This is a genomic window from Comamonas sp. NLF-1-9, assembly GCF_019195435.1.
GTDB lineage: Bacteria > Pseudomonadota > Gammaproteobacteria > Burkholderiales > Burkholderiaceae_C > Comamonas_C.
The window spans coordinates 718,349-740,501 of sequence record NZ_CP078069.1; the positions used below are offsets into that span (position 1 = coordinate 718,349).

A 22,153-nucleotide genomic window follows, 5' to 3' on the forward strand; every position below is an offset into this window, starting at 1 on the left:
TGCAAGAGCGGCATTGGCGGCGCCCGGGGATGGTCTCGTGTAGTGACCGTGCCGAGCGCCTGGCGATGCCTTGGGGCTTACTTCTCTTCCGAATGGTCCAGCTTGGCGCGCAGCAGCGCACCCAGGCTGGTGGTGCCGGCGTTGCCCGAGGTCTGGCTCAGGCTGGCCATGGCTTCCTGCTGGTCGGCCTGGTCCTTGGCGCGGATCGACAGGTGGATGGTGCGGCTCTTGCGGTCCACGTTGACCACCACGGCCGTGACTTCATCGCCTTCCTTGAGCACGTTGCGCGCGTCTTCCACGCGGTCGCGGGAGATCTCGGAGGCACGCAGATGGCCGACGATGTCCTGGCCCAGGTCGATCTCGGCGCCGCGCGCGTCCACGCTCTTGACCTTGCCGGTCACGGTGGAGCCCTTGTCGTTGACCGACGCAAAGGTGGTGAAGGAGTCGGCATCGAGCTGCTTGATGCCCAGCGAGATGCGCTCGCGCTCGACGTCCACCGCCAGCACCACGGCCTCCACTTCCTGGCCCTTCTTGTAGTTGCGCACCGCGGCTTCACCCGGCTCGTTCCAGGACAGGTCCGACAGGTGCACCAGGCCGTCGATGCCCGAAGGCAGGCCGACGAAGACGCCGAAGTCGGTGATCGACTTGATCGGGCCGCTCACGCGGTCACCGCGGTTGACGTTCTGCGCGAACTCCTGCCAGGGGTTGGCCTTGCACTGCTTCATGCCCAGGCTGATGCGGCGCTTGTCCTCGTCGATGTCGAGCACCATGACCTCGACCTCGTCGCCCAGCGAGACCACCTTGGACGGGGCCACGTTCTTGTTCGTCCAGTCCATCTCGGAGACGTGCACCAGGCCTTCGATGCCGGGCTCGAGCTCGACGAAGGCGCCGTAGTCGGCGATGTTGGTGACCTTGCCAAAGAGGCGCGTGCCCGAGGGGTAACGGCGCGAGACGCCCATCCAGGGGTCGTCGCCCAGTTGCTTCAGGCCCAGCGAGACGCGCTGCTTTTCCGGGTCGAACTTGAGCACCTTGGCGGTGATTTCCTGGCCGGCCTGCACCACCTCGGAGGGGTGGCGCACGCGGCGCCAGGCCATGTCGGTGATGTGCAGCAGGCCGTCGATGCCGCCCAGGTCGACGAAGGCGCCGTATTCGGTGATGTTCTTGACCACGCCCTGCACGATCGCGCCTTCCTTGAGCGTGGCAAGAAGCTTCTCGCGCTCTTCGCCCATGCTGGCTTCGACCACGGCGCGGCGCGAGAGCACCACGTTGTTGCGCTTGCGGTCGAGCTTGATGACCTTGAATTCCAGGGTCTTGTTCTCGAACGGGGTAAGGTCCTTGACCGGGCGGGTGTCGACCAGCGAGCCGGGCAGGAAGGCGCGGATGCCGTTGACCATGACGGTGAGGCCGCCCTTGACGCGTCCGCTGGTGGTGCCGGTGACGAATTCGCCGGATTCGAGCGCCTTTTCAAGCGACAGCCAGGAAGCCAGGCGCTTGGCGGTGTCGCGCGAGAGGATGGTGTCGCCGTAGCCGTTTTCGATAGAGCCGATGGCGACCGAGACGAAGTCGCCGACCTGGACTTCGATCTCGCCCTGGTCGTTCTTGAACTCATCGATCGGTACGTAGGCTTCGGACTTGAGGCCGGCATTCACGACGACGAAGTTGTGCTCGACGGCGACGACTTCGGCGGTGATGACTTCGCCCGGGCGCATTTCGGTGCGTTTCTGGGACTCTTCAAACAGCTCGGCAAAAGATTCAGACATGGGTTTCCTTGATCGCAGCACAGGGTTTCCGTGGACCGCCCGATTGCGGTGCCTATGCGGTTTGTGTGCGAGGGCTAATGCGGTAGTGGGTATTTCCGCGGGTTTGAGGGTTGAACCACCGGCGGGCCGTTGCGCTATGCGCGCGAGGAGGGAGCCCGCCGGGCGTTTGCCAGCCGCCTTGCGCTGCGGTTCAGCGCGCAAAGGGCTGGCGTGCCTGCCACCAGCCAAGCACCTGCTCCACGGTTTCTTCGATCGTGAGCTCGGAGCTGTCCAGCAGCAAGGCGTCTTCGGCCGGTTTGAGGGGCGCGCTCTGGCGCTGCATGTCGCGCGCGTCGCGTGCCTCAAGGTCTGCCCGAAGGTCGGCGATTGTAGTTGCAAATCCCTTGGAAATCAATTGCTTGTAGCGCCGCTCGGCACGGCACTGGGCGCTTGCGGTGAGGTAGATCTTGAGCGGCGCCTGCGGGAAGATTACGGTGCCCATGTCGCGCCCGTCGGCCACCAGGCCGGGCAGACGGCGAAAGCCGTGTTGCAGCGCCACCAGGGCGGCGCGCACGCGCGGCAGCTGCGACACCTGGGAGGCCTGCATGCCGATCTGCTCGCTGCGTATCGCCTCGCTCACGTCCTGGCCAGCAAGCCAGATACGGCCGGCGTCAAAGCGCACCGGCAGGCACGCAGCCAGCTCGGCGAGCGCCGCCTCGTTTGCCGGCTGGGGGCCAACGCCATGCTGCGCCGCAGACAGCGCGGTGAGCCGGTACAGCGCGCCGGAATCGAGCAGGTGGTAGCCCAGGCGCGCGGCGACCGCGGCGGCGAGCGTGCCCTTGCCCGAGGCGGTGGGGCCGTCGATGCAGATCACCGGAATGCGTTCGGCCGCGGTCTGCGCCACACCCAGCAGCGCGTCGAAATAACCCGGGAAGGTCTTGGCCACGCAGCCCGGCTCCAGGATGCGCAGCGGCAGCCCGGCCGGGTTGAAGGCGGCAAGCGACAGACACATCGCCATGCGGTGGTCGTCGTAGGTGTGGATGCTTGCGGCGCGCCAGTGCGCCGCGTCACGGGGCGGCGTGATGCGCAGATAGTCTTCGCCCGCCTCGCAGTGCGCGCCCAGGCGGCCGAGCTCGGCCGCCATGGCGGCGATGCGGTCGGTTTCCTTCACGCGCCAACTGGCGATGTTGGTGAGCTCGGTCGTGCCCTCGGCATACAGCGCCATCGCAGCCAGGGTCATGGCGGCGTCGGGGATGTGGTTGCAGTCCAGCGAGATCGCCTTGAGCGGCCAGCGCCCGCGGCGCACCTGCAGGCTGTGGGCGTCGCCGGTGATCTGCGCGCCCATGGCCCGGGCTGCGTCGATGAAGCGGATGTCGCCCTGGATGGAGGAAAGCCCCACGCCCTCGATTTTCAAGCCATTTTGGCCTGCATCGCTTGCTGCTATTGCGCCAGCAGCTATGAAATAGCTAGCTGATGAGGCATCTGCCTCCACCTGCAGCACCCCGGGCGAGCGGTAGCGGCTGCCCGCAAGGATGGTGAAGCGTCGGTAGCCATCGCGCTGCAGCGCGATGCCAAAGCGTTCGAGCAGCGCCAGCGTGATGTCGATGTAGGGCTTGGAGATGAGCTCGCCGACCACTTCGATGCTGAGCGCGCGCTGCTGCGCACGCTGGGGCAAGGCCATGAGCAGGGCGGTGAGGAACTGGCTGGACACGTCGCCGCGCACGCGAATCGGCCGATCGAGCGCCAGCGGCGCGGCCGCGTCCTGGCGGATGCGCAGCGGCGGAAAACCGGGCGTGCCCAGGTATTCGATGGCGCAGCCCAGTTGCTGCAGCGCCTGCACCAGGTCGCCGATGGGGCGCTCATGCATGCGCGCCACGCCCGACAGCTCGTAATGCCCGCCGCGCAGGGCCAGCGCCGCTGCCAGCGGGCGCATGGCGGTGCCGGCATTGCCGAGAAAGAGCTTGACGGGCGCGCCGCCGTGCGCCGGAGGCGGACTTGCGCCCAGGCCGCCCAGGCACAGGCGGTCGGCATCGGGCTCTTGCACGGTGCAGCCGAGCTGGCGCAGCGCGTCGAGCATGACGCGGGTGTCGTCGCTGTGCAGCAGGCCGCGGATTTCGGTACTGCCCTCGCTCAGCGCGGCCAGCAGCAGCACGCGGTTGGAGATGCTCTTGGAGCCCGGCAGGCGCACGCAGCCGGCCACGCCCTGCAGCGCGGGAATGTCCAGAAAAGCCGGGTAGCCCATCAGCCGCCCGTGCTGCGCCGCTGCGCGCCCATGCGCCACTTGGCGCGCAGGGTGCTGGCGGCGGTAATCAGGTTTTCCAGCGGCTGGTCGTCGTCTGCCTGCATCGCCTGCTCCAGCTCGCGCAGGGCTTCGCGAAAGAGCGCCGCCTGGCCGAGGATTTCCTCGTGGTTGGAGCGCAGCACGTCGCGCCACATCTTGGGGTCGCTCGCGGCGATGCGGGTGAAGTCGCGAAAGCCCGGGCCGGCCAGCGAGAGGTAGTCGTCCGCCTCGGGCTGCATGGAGATGCTTTGCATCATCGCGAAGGCGAGCAGGTGCGGCAGATGGCTGACTGCGGCAAAGGCCGAATCGTGCGCCTGCGGGCTCATGCGCTTGACGCGGCAGCCCAGCGCCTTCCACAGCTCTTCGGCGCGTTCGAGCTGGTTCAGATCGGTCGCGTCGGTCGGCGTGAGAATGATCTGGCGGCCGCTGTAGAGCTCGGCTTCGGCGTGCTCCACGCCCGAGACCTCGCGGCCGGTGATGGGGTGCGCGGGCACGAAGTTGCTGATGTGCTCGCGCAGCGCGCGCTGCGCGGCGGCGACCACGTCCGATTTGGTCGAGCCCACGTCCATCACCAGCATCCTGGGCGTGATGAGGTGGCGCACCGCCTTGAGCGAGGCTTCGGTTGCGGCCACCGGCACCGCCAGCAGCACCAGGTCGGCGTTGGAGACGGCCATCAGCGCCGAGGGCGCCTGCGCGTCGATCACGCCCAGTTGCTGGGCGCGCTCGGTAGTGGTGGGCGACTTGCTGTAGCCGACCACGCGCTTGACCAGGCCGGCGCGCTTCATGGCCAGGGCGAAGGAGCCGCCCATCAGGCCGCAGCCGATGAGCCCGAGTTGTTCAAACATGCATTGCCTTTATTGCGCGACGGGGTAGGTGCCCAGCACCTTGTAGAAGGCGCACAGCCGCGCCAGCTCGGCCAGCGCCGCCGCCACGTGCGGCTCCGCCGGATGCCCTTCGATGTCGATATAAAAATAATAGTCCCACTGGCCGTTGCGCGCGGGGCGCGACTCGATGCGCGTCATGGATACCGCGTGCTGCTTGAGCGGCACCAGCAGGTCGTGCACCGCGCCGGGGCGGTTGGGCACCGAAACCACCATGCTGGTGCAGTCGCGCCCGCTGGGCTGGGGCGTGGGCATGGTCTGCGGCAGGCAGATGACGGCAAAGCGGGTGCGGTTGTGCGCATCGTCCTGGATTGCCTGGGCCAGCAGGTGCAGGCCGTACTTCTGCGCCGAGCGCTCACTGGCGATGCCGGCCCAAGCCGGGTTGGTCGCCGCCAGGCGTGCGCCCTCGGCATTGCTCGAAACCGGCCGGCGCTCGGCCTGCGGCAGGTGGCGCGAGAGCCAGCCCTGGCACTGCGCCAGCGCCTGCGGGTGGGCCAGCACCGCCTCGATGCCGTCCAGGCCTTCGCTCGCGCGCAGCAGGTGGTGGCGCACCAGCAGGCTGATCTCACCGACGATGTGGCAGGGCGTGCGCAGGAACATGTCGAGCGATCGCGTCACCGCGCCCTCGCTGGAATTCTCCACGCCGACCACGCCAAACTCGGCCGTGCCCGCGGCCACCGCGTGGAAGACCTCGTCGAAGTTGCCGCAATAGACGAAGTCGGCGCTGCTGCCGAAGTATTCGATCGCGGCCTGCTCGCAGAAGGTGCCCTCGGGGCCGAGCAGTGCCACGCGCTGCGGGGCTTCCAGCGCCAGACAGGCGGACATCAGCTCGCGCCAGATGGCCGCTACGTGCTGGCTCTTGAGCGGCCCCGGGTTGGCCGCCTGCACGCTGTTTATGACCTGGGCCACGCGGTCGGGGCGAAACAGCGGACTGCCTTCGCGCTTCTTGACCTCGCCCACCTGCTCGGCCAGGCGCGCGCGTTCATTGAGCTGGATCAGCAGCTGGCGATCGATCTCGTCAATCTGCTCGCGCAGGCGCGCCAGAGCGGGAGAGGTTTGGGGTTCAGACATGGGCCTCGTCATGGATGGTGTTTGCCGCGCCGGCGGCGGGCGCCGTGCGTCGGTGGCGCGCCGCCCTGGCGCTCATGCGTGCTCGCGCTCGAAGGCCGCCATGTAGTCCACGAGCGCCTGCACGCCCGCGATCGGCATGGCGTTGTAGATGCTCGCGCGCATGCCGCCGACCGACTTGTGGCCCTTGAGCTGCAGCAGGCCACGCTCACGCGCGCCGGCGAGAAAGGCGTCGCTGCGCGTGTCGTCGGCGAGCAAAAAAGGGATGTTCATGCGCGAGCGGCAATGGGGCGCAACCTTGTTCAGGTAAAAGCCCGAGGCGTCGATGAAGTCGTAGAGCAGGCGCGCCTTGGCGATGTTGCGCGCCTCGATCGCGGCGATGCCGCTGAGCTCGCCCTCGCGCTGGCGCTTGAGCCACTGGAAGGTGAGCCCGGCGATGTAGATGCCCCAGGTGGGCGGGGTGTTGTAGCGTGAGTCGGCCTCGGCCACGTTCTTGTAGTCGAAAGCGCTGGGGCAGATGGGCAGCGCGTGCCCTGTCAGGTCTTCGCGCACCACGACCAGGGTCACGCCCGCCGGTCCCAGATTCTTTTGCGCGCCGCCGAAGGCCAGGCCGACGCGGCTCCAGTCCACGGGGCGGGAGGCCACGTGCGAGGAAAAATCCACGACCAGTGGCGCATCGCTGCCCAGGGCCTTGAGGTCGGGCAGTTCCTGGAATTCAACGCCATGGATGGTTTCGTTGCTGCAGATGTGTACGTAGCTTGCGCCGCGCGAGAGCTGCCAGCCGGCGGGGTCGGGCACGGTGGTGAAGCCCGAGGCTTCGGCGCTGGCGGCGGTGTGCACTTCGGCGGCGTACTTGAGCGCTTCCTTGCGCGACTTCTGGCTCCAGCTGCCGGTGAGGACAAAGTCCACGGTGCCCGCGCGCGAGAGGTTCAGCGGCACGATGGCGTTCTCGGCCACGCCGCCGCCCTGCATGAAGAGGATGCGAAACTCCTCAGGCACCGCGAGCAGCTCGCGCAGGTCGGCTTCGGCCTGCTCGCAGATCGCGACGAATTCCTTGCCGCGGTGGCTCATCTCCATCACGCTCATGCCGCTGCCGTGCCAGTCGAGCATTTCGGCGGCAGCGGTTTGCAGCACTTCTTCGGGGATGGCGGCGGGGCCGGCAGAAAAATTGTAGGGGCGATTCATTTGAATAAAATTCGGCTCTAGCGCTTTACCAGCATACGCTGACAGCTATCAAATCAGGAGATTTCTTCGGGGGCTTCATCGCCGGCGTCGTTCTCCACGATGCGCTGCAGGCCCGACAGGCGCGCGCCTTGGTCCAGGTTGATCAGCGTCACCCCTTGGGTGGCGCGTCCCAGTTCGCGGATCTCCGCCACGCGCGTGCGCACCAGCACGCCGGTGTCGGTGATCAGCATGATCTCGTCGTCGGCATGCACCAGCGTGGCGGCCACGACGCGGCCGTTGCGCTCGCTTTGCTGGATCGCGATCATGCCCTTGGTGCCGCGGCCGTGGCGCGTGTATTCGGTGATGCTGGTGCGCTTGCCATAGCCGTTTTCTGTGGCGGTGAGTACGCTTTGCGATTCGTCCTGCGCCACCAGCATGGCGATCACGCTCTGACCTTCTTCCAGCGTCATGCCGCGCACGCCGCGCGCATTGCGGCCCATGGGACGCACGTCGTTTTCGTCAAAGCGCACCGCCTTGCCGCCGTCGGAGAACAGCATCACGTCGTGCTGGCCGTCGGTCAGCGCCGCGCCGATCAGGTAGTCGCCTTCGTCCAGGCCGACGGCGATGATGCCGACCTTGCGCGGGTTGGAAAACTCCGACAGCGCGGTCTTTTTCACCGTGCCCATGCTGGTCGCCATGAAGACGTAATGGTCCTCGGGGAAGTGGCGCATCTCGCCGGTGAGCGGCAGCACCACGTTGATCTTTTCGCCGTCCTGCAGCGGGAACATGTTGACGATGGGGCGCCCGCGCGCGTTGCGCGAGCCGGCAGGCACTTCCCAGACCTTGAGCCAATACAGCCGTCCGCGGTTGGAAAAGCACAGGATCCAGTCGTGCGTGTTGGCAATGAAGAGCTGGTCTATCCAGTCGTCTTCCTTGGTTTGCGTGGCCTGCTTGCCGCGCCCGCCGCGGCGCTGCGCGCGGTATTCGGACAGGGGCTGGCTCTTGATGTAGCCGGTGTGGCTGAGCGTGACCACCATGTCGGTGGGCGTGATCAGATCTTCGGTGGAGAGGTCTTGCGCGCTGTACTCGATGGTGGAACGGCGCGCGCCCAGCCTGGTCTGGCCGAATTCGTTCTTCAGCGCGGTGAGCTCCTCGCCAATGATGGTGGATACGCGCTCGGGCCGGGCGAGGATGTCGAGCAGGTCTTCTATCACCGCCATGATGTCCTTGTATTCGGCGACGATCTTGTCCTGCTCCAGGCCGGTGAGGCGCTGCAGACGCATTTGCAGGATTTCCTGCGCTTGCGTCTCCGACAGGCGATACAGCCCGTCCGTTTGCAGGCCGTAATGGCGCTCCAGCCCCTCGGGGCGGTAGTCGTCGGCGTTCACCACTGCGCCGTCCGCCCGGGTGCGCGTGAGCATCTCGCGCACGAGCGCGCTGTCCCAGGAGCGGTTCATCAGCTCGGCCCGTGCCACGGGCGGCGTGGGCGATTCGCGAATGATGCGAATGAACTCATCGATGTTGGCCAGCGCTACCGCCAGGCCTTCGAGTACATGGCCGCGCTCACGCGCCTTGCGCAATTCGAACACCGTGCGCCGCGTCACGACCTCGCGGCGATGGCCGATGAAAACCTCGATCAAGTCCTTCAGATTGCACAGCTTGGGCTGGCCATCGACCAGCGCCACCATGTTCATGCCGAAGGTGTCCTGCAGCTGGGTCTGCTTGTACAGGTTGTTGAGCACCACCTCGGGCACTTCGCCGCGCTTGAGTTCAATCACCAGGCGCATGCCCGACTTGTCGGACTCGTCCTGGATGTGGCTGATGCCCTCGAGCTTTTTCTCGTGCACCAGCTCGGCCATGCGCTCTTGCAGCGTCTTTTTGTTCACTTGGTAGGGCAGCTCATCGACGATGATGGCCTGGCGTTGGCCGCGGTCGATGTCCTCGAAATGCACCTTGGCGCGCATCACCACGCGCCCGCGCCCGGTGCGGTAGCCGTCTTTGACGCCCTGGATGCCGTAGATGATGCCGGCCGTGGGAAAGTCGGGCGCGGGCACGATTTCCATCAAGTCGTCTACTGTTGCGTCTGGACTGCGCAGCAAATGCAAACAAGCGTCAACGACTTCATTGAGGTTGTGCGGCGCGATATTGGTCGCCATGCCCACGGCAATACCTGCGCTGCCGTTGACCAGCAGATTGGGCAGGCGCGCGGGCAATACCAGCGGCTCTTTCTCGCTGCCGTCGTAATTCGGGCCGTAATCGACGGTTTCCTTGTCGATGTCGGCGAGCATTTCGTGGGCGATTTTCGAAAGGCGAATCTCGGTGTAGCGCATGGCCGCGGCGTTGTCGCCATCCACGCTGCCGAAGTTGCCCTGGCCGTCGACCAGCATGTGGCGCAGCGAAAAGTCCTGCGCCATGCGCACGATGGTGTCGTAGACCGCGCTGTCGCCGTGCGGGTGGTACTTGCCGATCACGTCGCCGACGATGCGCGCCGACTTCTTGTACGGGCGATTCCAGTCGTTGTTCAGCTCATGCATTGCATAGAGCACGCGCCGGTGCACGGGTTTGAGGCCATCGCGCGCATCGGGCAGGGCGCGGCCGACGATCACGCTCATCGCGTAATCGAGGTAGCTGCGGCGCATCTCCTCTTCCAGGCCGATGGGCAGGGTTTCCTTGGCGAACTCAGGCATTTCGTACGATCCGGACACGGGAAAGAAGGGCCATTTTAGGTGCAAGGGTTTGTTGCCATATGGCAACAGCTTGGGTCTCATCCGGGTGGCATGCACCGCCGGCGCGCACCGATTGCCACACTATTGGTAGCGCCTGTGGCACAATCTGGTCAACGTTTTTAGTGCGGTTCACTGACGACGTCTTGTTTTCGCAGCGCGGCTGCGGTTTTTAATTTCCCAAGAGGAGAACCATGAAAAAACTGAACCAAGTGGCAGTGCTGTTGGCCTCTGCCGTGCTGGCTGCTTCGGCCACTGCCCAGGTAAAAGCGGCTGATGGCGGCAAAACCATCGACAACTGGGTGAATGGCACGGGTGAGCTGGTCTGGAAGAACGGCACCAATGAACTGTGCTGGCGCGATGCGTCCTGGACGCCCGCCACCGCCGCTGAAGGCTGCGACGGCGCGCTGCAAAAGACCGCCGCTGCTCCGGCACCCGCCGCCGCTCCCGCGCCGGCCGCTGCTCCGGCACCTGCCCCCGCACCCGCACCCGCCGTGGCCAGCAAGGTCACCTACGGCGCCGACGCCTTCTTCGACTTCGACAAGTCTGTCCTGAAGCCCGAAGGCAAGGCCAAGCTCGACGATCTGGTCTCCAAGATCAAGGGCATCAACCTTGAAGTCGTGGTTGCCGTGGGCCACACCGACTCGATCGGCACCAACGCCTACAACCAGAAGCTGTCGGTGCGCCGCGCCGAGTCCGTCAAGGCTTACCTGGTGTCCAAGGGCATCGAAAAGAACCGCATCTACACCGAAGGCAAGGGCGAAACCCAGCCCATCGCCTCCAACAAGACCAAGGAAGGTCGCGCCAAGAACCGCCGCGTCGAAATCGAAGTGGTCGGCACCCGCGCCAAATAAGCACTCGCAGTGCCATTCAAAAAGCCCCGCTAGCGGGGCTTTTTTTATGCTTGTTGTGTTGCGGAGTTGGGGAAAATGGGTGACGAGCCTTACCCCCGGCACTGGCTCCACAGTTGGGGCTGCTTGGTTCCCCACCTGACCCGATTGGCTGCTTCACCATGCGGGGAGGCCCGTCGCCTTGCATTGTAAGGGCCTGCCGCGCGCTCGCGACCGCACTGGCCACATAGAATCACCCACCATGTCTTATCTCGTGCTCGCCCGCAAGTACCGCCCTCGCAATTTTTCGCAGATGGTAGGCCAGGAGCACGTGGTCAAGGCGCTGGCCAATGCGCTCACGCAGCAACGCCTGCACCACGCCTATCTGTTCACGGGCACGCGCGGCATAGGCAAGACGACGGTTTCGCGCATCCTGGCCAAATCGCTCAATTGCGTGGGGGCGAACGGGCAGGGCGGCATCACCGCCACGCCCTGCGACGTCTGTCCGGCCTGCACCGCGATCGACGCGGGGCGCTTTGCCGATTACGTCGAGCTCGATGCTGCCTCCAACCGCGGTGTGGACGAGGTGCAAGGCCTGCTGGAGCAGGCGGTGTACAAGCCGGTGCAGGGGCGCTTCAAGGTCTTCATGATCGACGAAGTACACATGCTCACGAACACCGCGTTCAACGCCATGCTCAAGACGCTGGAGGAGCCGCCGGAGTATCTGAAGTTCGTGCTCGCCACGACCGATCCGCAGAAGGTGCCGGTGACGGTGCTCTCGCGCTGTCTGCAGTTCAATCTGCGCCCCATGGCGCCGGAGGTGATCGCGCAGCACCTCGCCCAGGTGCTCGGCACCGAATCGATTGCCGCCGAGGGCCAGGCCTTGCGCCTGATCGCGCATGCGGCGCGCGGCTCGATGCGCGATGCGCTCAGCCTGACCGACCAGGCGATCGCTTTCGGCGGCGGCGCCTTGCAGGAAGAGGCGGTGCGCCAGATGCTGGGCAGCGCCGACCGCGCCCACGTGTTTGCGCTGATCGATGCGCTGGCGCAGGGCGACGGCCAGCGCGTGGTGCAGACCAGCGAGGCCTTGCGCGTGCAGGGCTTGTCCGCCGCTGCCACCTTGCAGGACATGGTGGCGGTGCTCCAGGGCGTGGCGACCGCCCAGGTGGCGCCCGACGCCGCACTGCTCGCAAGCGAGAGCGGGCCGGACGCGGCCGAGATGCTGCGCCTGGCGCAGGCCATGCCGGCCGACGAGGTGCAGCTGCTCTACAGCATCTGCCTGCACGGCATGCAAGAGCTTGGCCTTGCGCCCGACGAGTACGCGGCGCTGACCATGGTGCTGCTCAGGCTGCTGGCCTTCAAGCCTGCGGGTCCCGGCGCAGAAAAAAAAAAGCTGAAGCCGGCTGAGGCTGCCAAAGCGCGCCCGCCTGCAGCGCCGTCGCCGCAGCCTGCACAGGCCCCGGCGGCGGATTCGGCGCCGGGCGCTCGGCCGGCTTTGCAGCAAACGCCTGCCCTTGCATCGTCGCCATCCTCGGCACCAATACCCACACCCACACCGACACCGACACCGGTGCCCGCATCGGCGCGCGCCGTGCCGACCGCGCACGACAGCGCGGCCTCAGACGTTGCGCAGAGCGCCGTCCCGGGCGATCTGCGCCTGCCGGTGCGCACGCCCGAGAGCTTGAAGGAAAAACCCTCGCAAACCCTTGTGCCGACTGCGCAAGCTGCTACGCAAACCATGAGCGTTCCGGTACGCGACTTGCCCCAGGGGGAGGACACCACCGCGATGGCAACGGAGCTCGCGCCCACGCCCGAGGGCGACGTCTGGCATGCGCTGGTGCAGCAGCTCGTGGCGCAGCAGAAGATAGGCGCGCTGGTGCGCGAGCTGGCGCTGCAGTCGCAACTCGTGGCGCGCGACGCCGACCACTGGCATCTGCGTGTGGAAAACGCTTCGCTCAACCAGGCGACGACGCGCGAGCGTTTGCGCCTGGCGCTGCAGGAAGCGGGGCAGGCGAGCCAGATCAGCGTCGAAGTCGGCGCCGTGAGCGACAGCCCGGCGCGGCGCAACGCGGCCGCCGAAGTGGCGCGCCAGCGACGGGCCGAAGCCATCGTGCATGGCGATCCGCAGGTGCAGCGGTTGATGCGCGAGTTCGGGGCGAGAATCGTCCCTGGCAGCATCCGGCTGGCATGATTGAAGTATTGCGGCGGCAGTGGCAAAACACCGCGCCTGCGTGGCGCAAGAGTGGTCTTGCTCTTGCGGCCGCTGGCCCTGCCATCTCAGGCGGGCCGTGCGACGAATCGGTGTGCGCGCACGCCGCATGCCCTGGCCAGAAGAGCGTCTCTTAAACATTTTCAGGACCACAAGGAAACATCGATGTTCAACAAAGGACAGCTTGCCGGCCTCATGAAGCAGGCCCAGGCCATGCAGGACAACCTCAAGAAGGCGCAAGACGAGCTCGAGCGCATCGAGGTCGAGGGCGAATCGGGCGCCGGCATGGTCAAGGTGCTCATGACCTGCAAGCACGACGTCAAGCGCGTCACCATCGACCCCGGCCTGCTGGCCGAGGACAAGGACATGCTCGAAGACCTCGTGGCCGCGGCCTTCAACGCGGCCGTGCGCAAGGCCGAGGAGACCTCGCAGGAGAAGATGGGCAAGATCACTGCCGGCATGCCGGGCCTGCCCGGCGGCATGAAGTTTCCGTTCTGATCTGGGGGCAGCGCTCAGTGTCCGATGCCGGCAGCCTGCAGGCGCTGATCCAGGCGCTGCGCCGCCTGCCCGGGGTGGGCGTGAAGTCTGCCCAGCGCATGGCCTACCACATGCTGCAGCACGACCGTTCAGGCGCGCAAATGCTGGCGCGGGCGCTGCAGCAGGCCTGCGAGCACCTGGGCCATTGCGAGCGCTGCCACACCTTTTCCGAGCAGGCACTGTGTGCCATCTGCCGCGACGGCGGGCGCGACGCCACCCGCCTGTGCGTGGTCGAAACCCCGGCCGACCAGGCTGCGATGGAGCGCACCGGCGCCTTCAATGGCCTGTACTTCGTGCTCATGGGGCGGCTGTCGCCACTGGACGGCGTCGGGCCGGCAGACATCGGCATGCAGCAACTGCTGCAACGCGCCGCCGACGGCGTGGTGCAGGAGGTGATTCTGGCCACCAGCTTCACCGCCGAGGGTGAAGCCACTGCCCACGCCTTGTCCGAGGCGCTCAAGCGCCTGGGGGTGCGCGTGACCCGGCTGGCGCGCGGGGTGCCGGTGGGCAGCGAGCTGGAATACGTCGATCTGGGCACCATCGCCCATGCGCTGGCGGACCGACGCTAGCGCCAGCCGCGAACAAGCCGCTGCGATGGCGCAAGCCCTGCGCGTGTTCGGGCTTTGGGGCGCAACACGCAGCACTGTCCGAGGACGTTGAAAGGACTTGCCGAGCCGCAGACCGGCACCGAGCGGGATGCGCCACGCGCCTGGAGTGCCTTGCGCCTTGCCTCAGCTTTTGAGCAAGGCCTTGAGCTGGTAGAGCGCATCCAGCGCATCGCGCGGGCTGAGCTGGTCGGGGTTGAGCTGCGCAAGCGCAGCCTCGGCCGCACTCGGCGCGCTGGGCGGCGGCGCCGGCGGGGCGGCAAACAGGTCGACCTGGCGCTGCGCTTCCTGAGCGCGCGTCTGCAGCGCCTCCAGCGCATGGCGCGCATGGTGCAGCACGCTGGCGGGCATGCCGGCCAGTTTGGCCACCTGAATGCCGTAGCTGCGGCTGGCCGGCCCGGGCTGGATCTCGTGCAGAAAGGCGATGTCCTGGCCGCTTTCCACCGCGCTCACATGCAGGTTGATGGCGTGGCGGGCACTTGCGGGCAATTCGGTGAGTTCGAAGTAGTGCGTGGCAAACAGCGTGAAGGCCTGGCTCTTGTCGTGCAGATGGCGGGCAATGCTCGACGCCAGTGCCAGGCCGTCGAAGGTGCTGGTGCCGCGGCCGATCTCGTCCATCAACACCAGACTTTCGGGCGTGGCAGCGTGCAGGATTTGCGCCGCTTCCACCATCTCCAGCATGAAGGTCGATTGCGCGTTGGCCAGGTCGTCGGCCGCGCCGATGCGGGTGTGGATCGCGTCGATCGGCCCCAGGCGGCAGCTTGTTGCCGGCACGTGGCTGCCCATGCTGGCCAGCAGCACGATGATGGCCACCTGGCGCATGTAGGTGGATTTGCCGCCCATGTTGGGCCCGGTGATGATCTGCATGCGCTGCCTGGCGTGCAAGCGCGTGGGGTTGGGGATGAAGGCGCCGCTGGAAGCCTCGGCCAGGCGTGCTTCCACGACAGGGTGGCGGCCGGCCTCGATGTCGATGCAGGGGTCGGTGGCAAAGCTGGGCGCGCACCAGTTCAGCGTCAGCGAGCGCTCGGCCAGGCAACAGAGCACATCGAGCTGCGCCAGCGCCTGGGCGACGCGGATGAGCTGCGCTACCTCGGGCTGCAGTCGATCGAGCACCTGCTCGTACAACCACTTTTCGCGCTGCAGCGCGCGCTCCTGGGCGGACAAGGCCTTGTCCTCGAAAGCCTTGAGCTCGGGCGTGATGAAGCGCTCGGCATTCTTCAGCGTCTGGCGGCGGCGGTAGTCGCCCGGCACCTTGTCCAGATGGCTGGTGGTGACTTCGATGTAGAAGCCATGCACCTTGTTGAACTGCACGCGCAGGTTGGGGATGCCGCTGCGCTCCTTCTCGCGCGCTTCCAGCTCGAGCAGAAAGCCGTCGCAATTGCTCTGGATGGCGCGCAGCTCGTCGAGCTCGGCGTCAAAGCCGTCGGCAATCACGCCGCCGTCGCGCACCAGCGCTGCGGGCTCGGGGGCGATGGCCGAGCGCAGCAGATCGAGCGCCGTGGCAGGAGGACGCAGTTGCGCAAAAATATCGGTCAAATAGGGTTCTGACGCTTGTCCAGAAAGCGCGAGCAGCTCCTTTTTTTCTAGCGTATGCGCCAAGGCCAGCAGCTCGCGCGGGCGCACTTGGCGCAGCGCAATGCGCGCCGTGATGCGCTCCACGTCGGCGACGCCCTTGAGCTGCTCGCGCAGCACCTGCCAGGCCCCGCCGCGCAGCGCCTGGGTGGCGGCCAGGCGCTGGCGCGCTGCCCCGCGGTCGCGCTCGGGCTGCAGCAGCCAGGCGCGCAGCAGGCGGCTGCCCATGCCGGTCATGCAGGTGTCCAGCAGCGACAGCAGGGTAGGGCTGCTTTCGCCGCGCAAGGTTTGCACCAGTTCCAGGTTGCGCACCGTGCTCGCGGGCAGGGTGATCAGCGCGTCGTCGCGTTGCACCTGCACGCTGTGCAAATGGGTGAGCGTGCGCCCCTGGGTGTGTTCGGCGTAGTGCAGCAAGGCAGCGGCGGCGGCGTGGGCCTCGTGCAGGTTCTCCGCCTGCCAGGCGGCCAGGCTTGCGGCACCGAGGTGCTCGCACAGGCTGCGCTCGCCCAAGGGGCCGTCAAACTGCCAGTCTGGGCGCGGCGTGAGCGGACAGGCCAATGCACCCCGGTGTTGAAATTGCTGCAATTGCTGCTCAAAGCGCTGGGTCACACCGGCGCTGTAGATCAGCTCGCTGGGCGCGATGCGCGTGAGCCAGGCCGCGAGCTCATCCGGCGCGCATTCGGCCAGAAACACCCGTCCCTGCGTCACCGACAGCCAGGCCAGGCCGCAGCGCGCACGCGGCCCCTGGTGCAGCGCCAGCAGCAGCGCTTCGGCCTTGTCGCTCAGCAGCTCGCTGTCGGTGATGGTGCCGGGCGTGACCACGCGCACCACCTTGCGTTCGACCGGCCCTTTGGCGGCGGCCACGTCGCCCACCTGCTCGGCAATCGCCACCGATTCACCCAGCTTGATGAGCCGCGCCAGGTAATTTTCAAGCGCATGAAAAGGCACTCCGGCCATCACCACCGGCTGCCCGCCCGACTGCCCGCGCTGCGTCAGCGTGATGTCGAGCAGCCGCGCGGCCTTCTCGGCATCGGCGTAGAACAGCTCGTAGAAGTCGCCCATGCGGTAGAGCAGCAGCGTCTCGGGGTACTCGGCCTTGAGCGCGAGGTACTGCGCCATGACCGGTGTGTGTGGCAGTGACTCGGTTTTTTCCATGAGGAGCAGGGGGCGGGGTGACCCGGCGATGAAAAAACCGCCCGAAGGCGGTTTTCGGCTGGTCGTCGGCTGAGCTTACAGCACCGCCGCAATCGCCTTGGCCACGTAGTCGACGTTGCGCGTGTTCAGCGCGGCCACGCACATGCGCCCGCTGTCGGTGCCATAGACGCCGAACTCGCTCTTCAGGCGCACCATTTGATCCTTGGAGAGGCCCGAATAACTGAACATGCCGACCTGCGTGGTGATGAAGGACATGTCCTGCGTGACGCCCGCAGCCTTCAGGCCGTCGACCAGGGCGCGGCGCATGCTCTGGATGCGGGTGCGCATCTCGCCCAACTCCTTTTCCCACAGCGCGCGCAGTTCGGTGCTTTGCAGCACGCTGGCGACGATGCTCGCGCCGTGCGTGGGCGGGTTGGAGTAGTTGGTGCGCACCGTGATCTTGAGTTGTGACAGCACGCGCTCGGTTTCGTCCTTGCTTTGCGTCACGACCGACACCGCGCCCACGCGCTCGCCGTAGAGGCTGAAGCTCTTGGAAAATGAAGTGGAGACGAAGAAGCTCAAACCTGAGGCGGTGAATTTCTCGATCGCCGTCGCGTCTTCCTTGATGCCCTGGCCAAAGCCCTGGTAGGCCATGTCCAGGAAGGCGACGAGCTGCTTTTCGCGCACCACGTCCACGACCTGGTCCCACTGCGCGGCGCTCAAGTCGTAGCCCGTGGGGTTGTGGCAGCAGGCGTGCAGCACCACCACGGTGCCGGGCGCGGCGGCGCGCAGGTCGGCGAGCATGCCGTCGAAGTCGACCTTGCGGCCGGCGGCGTCGTAGTAGGTGTAGTTGCCTACCTGAAAGCCCGCGTGCTGAAAGATCGCGTTGTGGTTCGCCCACGTGGGGTTGGACACCAGCGCCTTGGCGCCGGGCTGGAGCTGGTGCAGAAAGTCGGCGCCTATCTTCAGCCCGCCGGTGCCGCCCAGGCTTTGCACCGTGGCGACGCGCCCGGAGCGCACCACTTCGGATTGCGCGCCAAACACCAGGGCCTTGACGGCGGCGTCGTAGGCGGCGATGCCGTCCATCGGCAGGTAGTTGCGCGCCTTGGGGGCCTGCAGCATGGCCTGTTCCGCCTGGCGCACGCATTCGAGCAGGGGCAGCTTGCCTTCGTCGGTGAAGTACACCCCCACACCCAGGTTGACCTTGTTCGGATTCGCGTCTTTGGCGAATTGGTCGTTGAGGCCGAAGATCGGGTCGCGCGCTGCCATTTGCACGGCGGAAAACAGAGACATGATGTGTCCTGGAAGTTGAACAGGGTGGACACCGTCACCAGCTAGGATGGCGGAACAGCAAATTTTAACGAGCGCCTGCGCGCCGCCGTTGACCCACCGCATGCAAGACCTTGTCGCCCCCGCACCCGCTGCCCAGGGTGAATTCGTGCAGTTTCCGGATTCGCCCTTCCAGCTTTTCCAGCCCTATCCGCCCGCCGGCGACCAGCCCGAGGCGATAGACAAGCTGGTAGAGGGCGTGCGCGACGGCGAGGCCTTCCAGACCCTGCTGGGCGTGACCGGATCGGGCAAGACCTTCACCATGGCCAACGTCATCGCGCGGCTGGGGCGGCCGGCGATGGTGTTTGCGCCGAACAAGACGCTGGCGGCGCAGCTCTACAGCGAATTTCGCGAGTTCTTCCCGAAAAACGCGGTCGAGTACTTCGTCAGTTACTACGACTACTACCAGCCCGAGGCCTATGTGCCGCAGCGCGACCTGTTCATTGAAAAAGACAGCGCGATCAACGAGCACATCGAGCAGATGCGGCTTTCTGCCACCAAAAGCCTGCTCGAGCGCCGCGACGTGGTCATCGTCGGCACCGTCTCGGCGATCTACGGCATAGGCAATCCCGAGAGCTACCACCGCATGGTGATGACCCTGCGCGCCGGCGACCCCATGGGACAGCGTGACGTGATCGCCCAGCTCGTGCGCATGCAGTACCAGAGAAGCGACATGGACTTCGCGCGCGGACAGTTTCGCGTTCGCGGCGACACCATCGACGTCTTTCCCGCCGAGCATTCGGAGCTTGCCGTGCGCATAGAGCTGTTCGACGACGAGGTGGAAAGCCTGCAACTGTTTGACCCCCTGACCGGCCAGGTGGTGCAGCGCATCCCGCGCTTCACCGTGTATCCGCGCAGCCACTACGTGACGCCGCGCGACGTGGTGCTCTCGGCCGTCGAGACCATCAAGCAGGAACTGGTCGAGCGGGTGAAATTCTTCGTCGACCAGGGCAAGCTGGTGGAAGCGCAGCGTCTGGAGCAGCGCACCCGCTTCGACATCGAGATGCTCACGGAAGTGGGCCACTGCAAGGGCATCGAGAACTACTCCCGGCATTTGTCGGGTGCGGCACCGGGCGAGCCGCCCTCGACGCTGACCGACTACCTGCCCAGGGACACGGTGATGTTCCTCGACGAGAGCCACCAGATGATCGGGCAACTCAACGCCATGTACAACGGCGACCGTTCGCGCAAGACCACGCTGGTGGAATACGGCTTTCGCCTGCCTTCGGCGCTGGACAACCGACCGCTCAAGTTCGAGGAGTTCGAGCGCCGCATGCGCCAGGTGGTCTTCGTCTCGGCCACGCCGGCAGACTATGAAAAAGAGCACTCGGGCCAGATCGTCGACCAGGTGGTGCGCCCCACCGGCCTGGTGGACCCCGAAATCGAGGTGCGCCCGGCGACCAGCCAGGTGGACGACGTCTTGCAGGAAATCCGCGAGCGCGTGAAGGTGCACGAGCGGGTCTTGATCACCACGCTGACCAAGCGCATGGCCGAGCAGCTCACCGAATACCTGGCGGAAAACGGTGTCGCGGTGCGCTACCTGCACTCGGACGTCGATACCGTGGAGCGCGTGGAGATTATCCGCGACCTGCGCCTGGGCACGTTTGACGTGCTCGTCGGCATCAACCTGCTGCGCGAGGGTCTGGACATCCCCGAGGTCTCGCTGGTCGCGATTCTGGACGCCGACAAGGAAGGCTTTCTGCGCGCCGAGCGCAGCCTGATCCAGACCATTGGCCGTGCGGCGCGCAATCTGCATGGCAAGGCCATTCTGTACGCCGACCGCATCACCGATTCGATGAAGAAGGCCATCGACGAGACCGAGCGGCGCCGCGCCAGACAGACCGCGTACAACCAGGCCCGTGGCATAGCGCCGCGTGCCATCGTCAAGCAGGTGCGCGACCTGATCGATGGCGTGTACAGCGAAAAGGCCGGGCGCGACGCGGAAAAAGCGGCCCAGGCACAACTGCAGCGCGCCCGGGTGGAAGACATGGACCAAAAGGATTTGGCGCGCGAAATCAAGCGCCTGGAGCAGGCCATGTACGAACACGCACGCAATCTGGAGTTCGAGCAGGCGGCGCAGGCGCGCGACGACTTGGCGCTACTGCGAGGCGCCCTGTTCGGTTCTTGACAAAAATCAAGTACCGTGCAAATTACCCGAGAAAATTACTGGAGATTAATGGTATAGTCGTACAAATCAGTCGGGTAATGCGGGCATTCGGGCAATCGCTTGCCGCCTTCCATCCCGGGTTGCTGCTGGCTGTTTGTCTGGTGCTTACTTACAGGAGCCGTTCATGCGCCTCACTACCAAAGGCCGTTTTGCCGTCACCGCCATGATCGATCTGGCCTTGCGCCAGAACAGTGGTCCGGTGACGCTGGCAGCGATCAGCCAGCGTCAGCAGATCTCGCTGTCCTATCTGGAACAGCTCTTTGGCAAGCTGCGCCGCCATGAACTTGTGGAATCCACACGCGGCCCGGGCGGCGGCTACACGCTGGCGCGCAAGGCCGGCTCCATCACCGTGGCCGACATCATCGTGTCGGTGGACGAACCGATCGACGCGACGCAATGCGGCGGCAGCGAAAACTGCATGGGTGGCGGCAAGTGCATGACGCACGACTTGTGGACTGCGCTGAACCAGCGCGTGGTCGAGTTCCTCGACTCGGTCACGCTGCAAAAGCTCGTTGACGAGCAACTGGCGCGCGGCATCCGCATTGAAGACCGCCCGGCCACGCGGCGCGCGATCTCCACCGTGCCGGTGGTCAAGCCCATCCGCGTGAACGCGCCCAATTCGGTGTTTGCGCTGGGCAGCGCGGCGTTTGCCAAATAGCGGAGCAAGTTCGAGAATCGGCCGCATCCATGGCCGTTTCTCCCCCCATCTATCTCGACTATGGCGCGACCACCCCGTGCGACACGCGGGTGGTCGACGCCATGCTTCCCTGGCTGCGCACGCGCTTTGGCAACCCGGCGTCCAGTTCCCACGCCTGGGGCTGGGAGGCGCAGGAAGCGGTACAGCGCGCGCGCGAGCAGGTGGCCGCGCTGGTCGGCGCCGATGCGCGCGAGATCGTCTGGACCAGCGGCGCGACCGAGTCGATCAATCTTGCGCTCAAGGGCGTAGCCGAGAGCTACCAGCACAAGGGCAGGCATTTCATCACCCTCAAGACCGAGCACAAGGCGGTGCTCGACACCATGCACGAGCTGCAGCAGCGCGGCTGCGAGGTCACTTGCCTGGACGTGCAGCCCGATGGCTTGCTCGACCTGCAGCGCCTGGCCGACGCGCTGCGCGAGGACACCGTGCTGGTCAGCGTGCTGTTCGTGAACAATGAAATCGGCGTGGTGCAAGACATCGCCGCGATCGGCGCCTTGTGCCGCGAGCGCGGCGTGCTGCTGCACGTGGATGCGGCCCAGGCCACGGGGCGGGTGGACATCGACCTGGCCAGTCTGCCGGTGGACTTGATGAGCATGACGGCGCACAAAACCTATGGCCCCAAGGGCGTGGGCGCGCTGTATGTCCGGCGCAAACCCAGGGTGCGGCTGAGCGCGCAGATACACGGTGGCGGGCACGAGCGCGGGCTGCGCTCGGGCACGCTGCCCACGCACCAGATCGTCGGCATGGGCGAGGCCTTTCGCATCGCCGGGCGCGAGATGCACGAGGACAACGCGCATGCGCGCGCATTCCAGCAGCGGCTGCTCGCGGGCCTGCTGCCGCTGGGCGAGATACTGGTCAATGGCAGCTTGGACCAGCGCGTGCCGCAGAACCTGAACCTGAGCGTGCCTTGTGTGGAAGGCGAGGCCTTGATGAGCGCGATCCGCGGCGTGGCGCTGTCCTCGGGTTCCGCCTGCACCTCGGCCAGCGCCGAACCCAGCCACGTGCTGCGCGCGCTGGGGCGCAGCGACGAGCTCGCGCACAGCAGCCTGCGCATTACCACCGGACGCTTTACCACCGAGCGCGAGATCGACCAGGCGGTGCAGGCGATACGCGAGGCGGTGCTGCGCCTGAGGGCAATCAGCCCCCTGTGGGAGATGCACCAGCAAGGCGTGGACGTCGACGCGCTGCAATGGGCGCCGGCGCTGAGCGACCGCTAA

The 22,153-nt window shown here is 66.2% G+C and carries 15 protein-coding genes and 1 other RNA gene; 7 read left to right on the forward strand and 9 right to left on the reverse strand.

What is annotated here, in order from left to right:
• Window positions 1–77: 77 nt before the first annotated feature.
• The 6 genes from rpsA to gyrA all read right to left on the reverse strand — a co-directional run bounded on the left by rpsA (window position 78) and on the right by gyrA (window position 9,820).
• The gene (gene rpsA, locus KUD94_RS03535; protein WP_218238504.1) at window positions 78–1,760 is read right to left on the reverse strand and encodes a 30S ribosomal protein S1; all 1,683 of its coding nucleotides are present in this window, start codon (window positions 1,758–1,760) and stop codon (window positions 78–80) included.
• Window positions 1,761–1,950: 190 nt separating this feature from the next.
• Entirely contained in the window at window positions 1,951–3,981 is a 2,031-nt protein-coding gene (locus tag KUD94_RS03540) for a bifunctional 3-phosphoshikimate 1-carboxyvinyltransferase/cytidylate kinase (RefSeq protein WP_218238505.1), read from the reverse strand.
• Window positions 3,981–4,865 carry a prephenate dehydrogenase/arogenate dehydrogenase family protein gene (locus KUD94_RS03545; RefSeq protein WP_218238506.1) on the reverse strand — a complete coding sequence of 295 codons (885 nt, stop codon included), beginning with the start codon at window positions 4,863–4,865 and terminating at the stop codon, window positions 3,981–3,983. Before KUD94_RS03545 ends, KUD94_RS03540 begins: the two co-directional genes overlap by 1 nt.
• Window positions 4,866–4,874: 9 nt before the next feature.
• The gene (pheA, locus tag KUD94_RS03550) at window positions 4,875–5,972 is read right to left on the reverse strand and encodes a prephenate dehydratase (RefSeq protein ID WP_218238507.1); all 1,098 of its coding nucleotides are present in this window, start codon (window positions 5,970–5,972) and stop codon (window positions 4,875–4,877) included.
• 72 nt (window positions 5,973–6,044) lie between these two features.
• Window positions 6,045–7,154 (reverse strand): 3-phosphoserine/phosphohydroxythreonine transaminase, encoded by a 1,110-nt coding sequence (gene serC, locus KUD94_RS03555; RefSeq protein ID WP_218238508.1) that lies wholly within the window; start codon window positions 7,152–7,154, stop codon window positions 6,045–6,047.
• A 53-nt stretch (window positions 7,155–7,207) separates the two neighbouring features.
• Window positions 7,208–9,820: a DNA gyrase subunit A gene (gene gyrA, locus KUD94_RS03560; protein WP_218238509.1), complete on the reverse strand. Its 2,613-nt coding sequence runs from the start codon at window positions 9,818–9,820 to the stop codon at window positions 7,208–7,210.
• A 230-nt stretch (window positions 9,821–10,050) separates the two neighbouring features.
• Between gyrA and ompA the strand changes: the two genes are divergently transcribed.
• On the forward strand, window positions 10,051–10,710 hold the full coding sequence (gene ompA / locus KUD94_RS03565) for an outer membrane protein OmpA (protein WP_218238510.1): 660 nt from the start codon (window positions 10,051–10,053) through the stop codon (window positions 10,708–10,710).
• Window positions 10,711–10,788: 78 nt separating this feature from the next.
• Here the strand turns inward: ompA and ffs are convergent.
• An RNA gene (gene ffs, locus KUD94_RS03570) (signal recognition particle sRNA small type) lies at window positions 10,789–10,885 on the reverse strand.
• A 63-nt stretch (window positions 10,886–10,948) separates the two neighbouring features.
• Here ffs and dnaX point away from each other — a divergent pair.
• The 3 genes from dnaX to recR all read left to right on the forward strand — a co-directional run bounded on the left by dnaX (window position 10,949) and on the right by recR (window position 14,001).
• Window positions 10,949–12,877 carry a DNA polymerase III subunit gamma/tau gene (dnaX, locus tag KUD94_RS03575; RefSeq protein WP_218238511.1) on the forward strand — a complete coding sequence of 643 codons (1,929 nt, stop codon included), beginning with the start codon at window positions 10,949–10,951 and terminating at the stop codon, window positions 12,875–12,877.
• 183 nt (window positions 12,878–13,060) lie between these two features.
• Window positions 13,061–13,393 carry a YbaB/EbfC family nucleoid-associated protein gene (locus KUD94_RS03580; RefSeq protein ID WP_218238512.1) on the forward strand — a complete coding sequence of 111 codons (333 nt, stop codon included), beginning with the start codon at window positions 13,061–13,063 and terminating at the stop codon, window positions 13,391–13,393.
• A gap of 17 nt (window positions 13,394–13,410) precedes the next feature.
• Window positions 13,411–14,001 (forward strand): recombination mediator RecR, encoded by a 591-nt coding sequence (gene recR, locus KUD94_RS03585; RefSeq protein ID WP_218238513.1) that lies wholly within the window; start codon window positions 13,411–13,413, stop codon window positions 13,999–14,001.
• 162 nt (window positions 14,002–14,163) lie between these two features.
• Here recR and mutS read toward each other — a convergent pair whose 3' ends face one another.
• Window positions 14,164–16,728 carry a DNA mismatch repair protein MutS gene (gene mutS / locus KUD94_RS03590; RefSeq protein WP_370625885.1) on the reverse strand — a complete coding sequence of 855 codons (2,565 nt, stop codon included), beginning with the start codon at window positions 16,726–16,728 and terminating at the stop codon, window positions 14,164–14,166.
• 111 nt (window positions 16,729–16,839) lie between these two features.
• Complete coding sequence (locus KUD94_RS03595) at window positions 16,840–18,036, reverse strand: amino acid aminotransferase (protein ID WP_218238515.1); 1,197 nt, start codon at window positions 18,034–18,036, stop codon at window positions 16,840–16,842.
• Window positions 18,037–18,136: 100 nt separating this feature from the next.
• On the opposite strand from KUD94_RS03595, the gene uvrB reads away from it, so the two are divergent.
• The 3 genes from uvrB to KUD94_RS03610 all read left to right on the forward strand — a co-directional run bounded on the left by uvrB (window position 18,137) and on the right by KUD94_RS03610 (window position 22,153).
• Entirely contained in the window at window positions 18,137–20,200 is a 2,064-nt protein-coding gene (gene uvrB / locus KUD94_RS03600; RefSeq protein ID WP_218238516.1) for an excinuclease ABC subunit UvrB, read from the forward strand.
• A gap of 163 nt (window positions 20,201–20,363) precedes the next feature.
• The gene (gene iscR, locus KUD94_RS03605) at window positions 20,364–20,897 is read left to right on the forward strand and encodes a Fe-S cluster assembly transcriptional regulator IscR (RefSeq protein ID WP_146911103.1); all 534 of its coding nucleotides are present in this window, start codon (window positions 20,364–20,366) and stop codon (window positions 20,895–20,897) included.
• A gap of 29 nt (window positions 20,898–20,926) precedes the next feature.
• Window positions 20,927–22,153: an IscS subfamily cysteine desulfurase gene (locus tag KUD94_RS03610; RefSeq protein ID WP_218238517.1), complete on the forward strand. Its 1,227-nt coding sequence runs from the start codon at window positions 20,927–20,929 to the stop codon at window positions 22,151–22,153.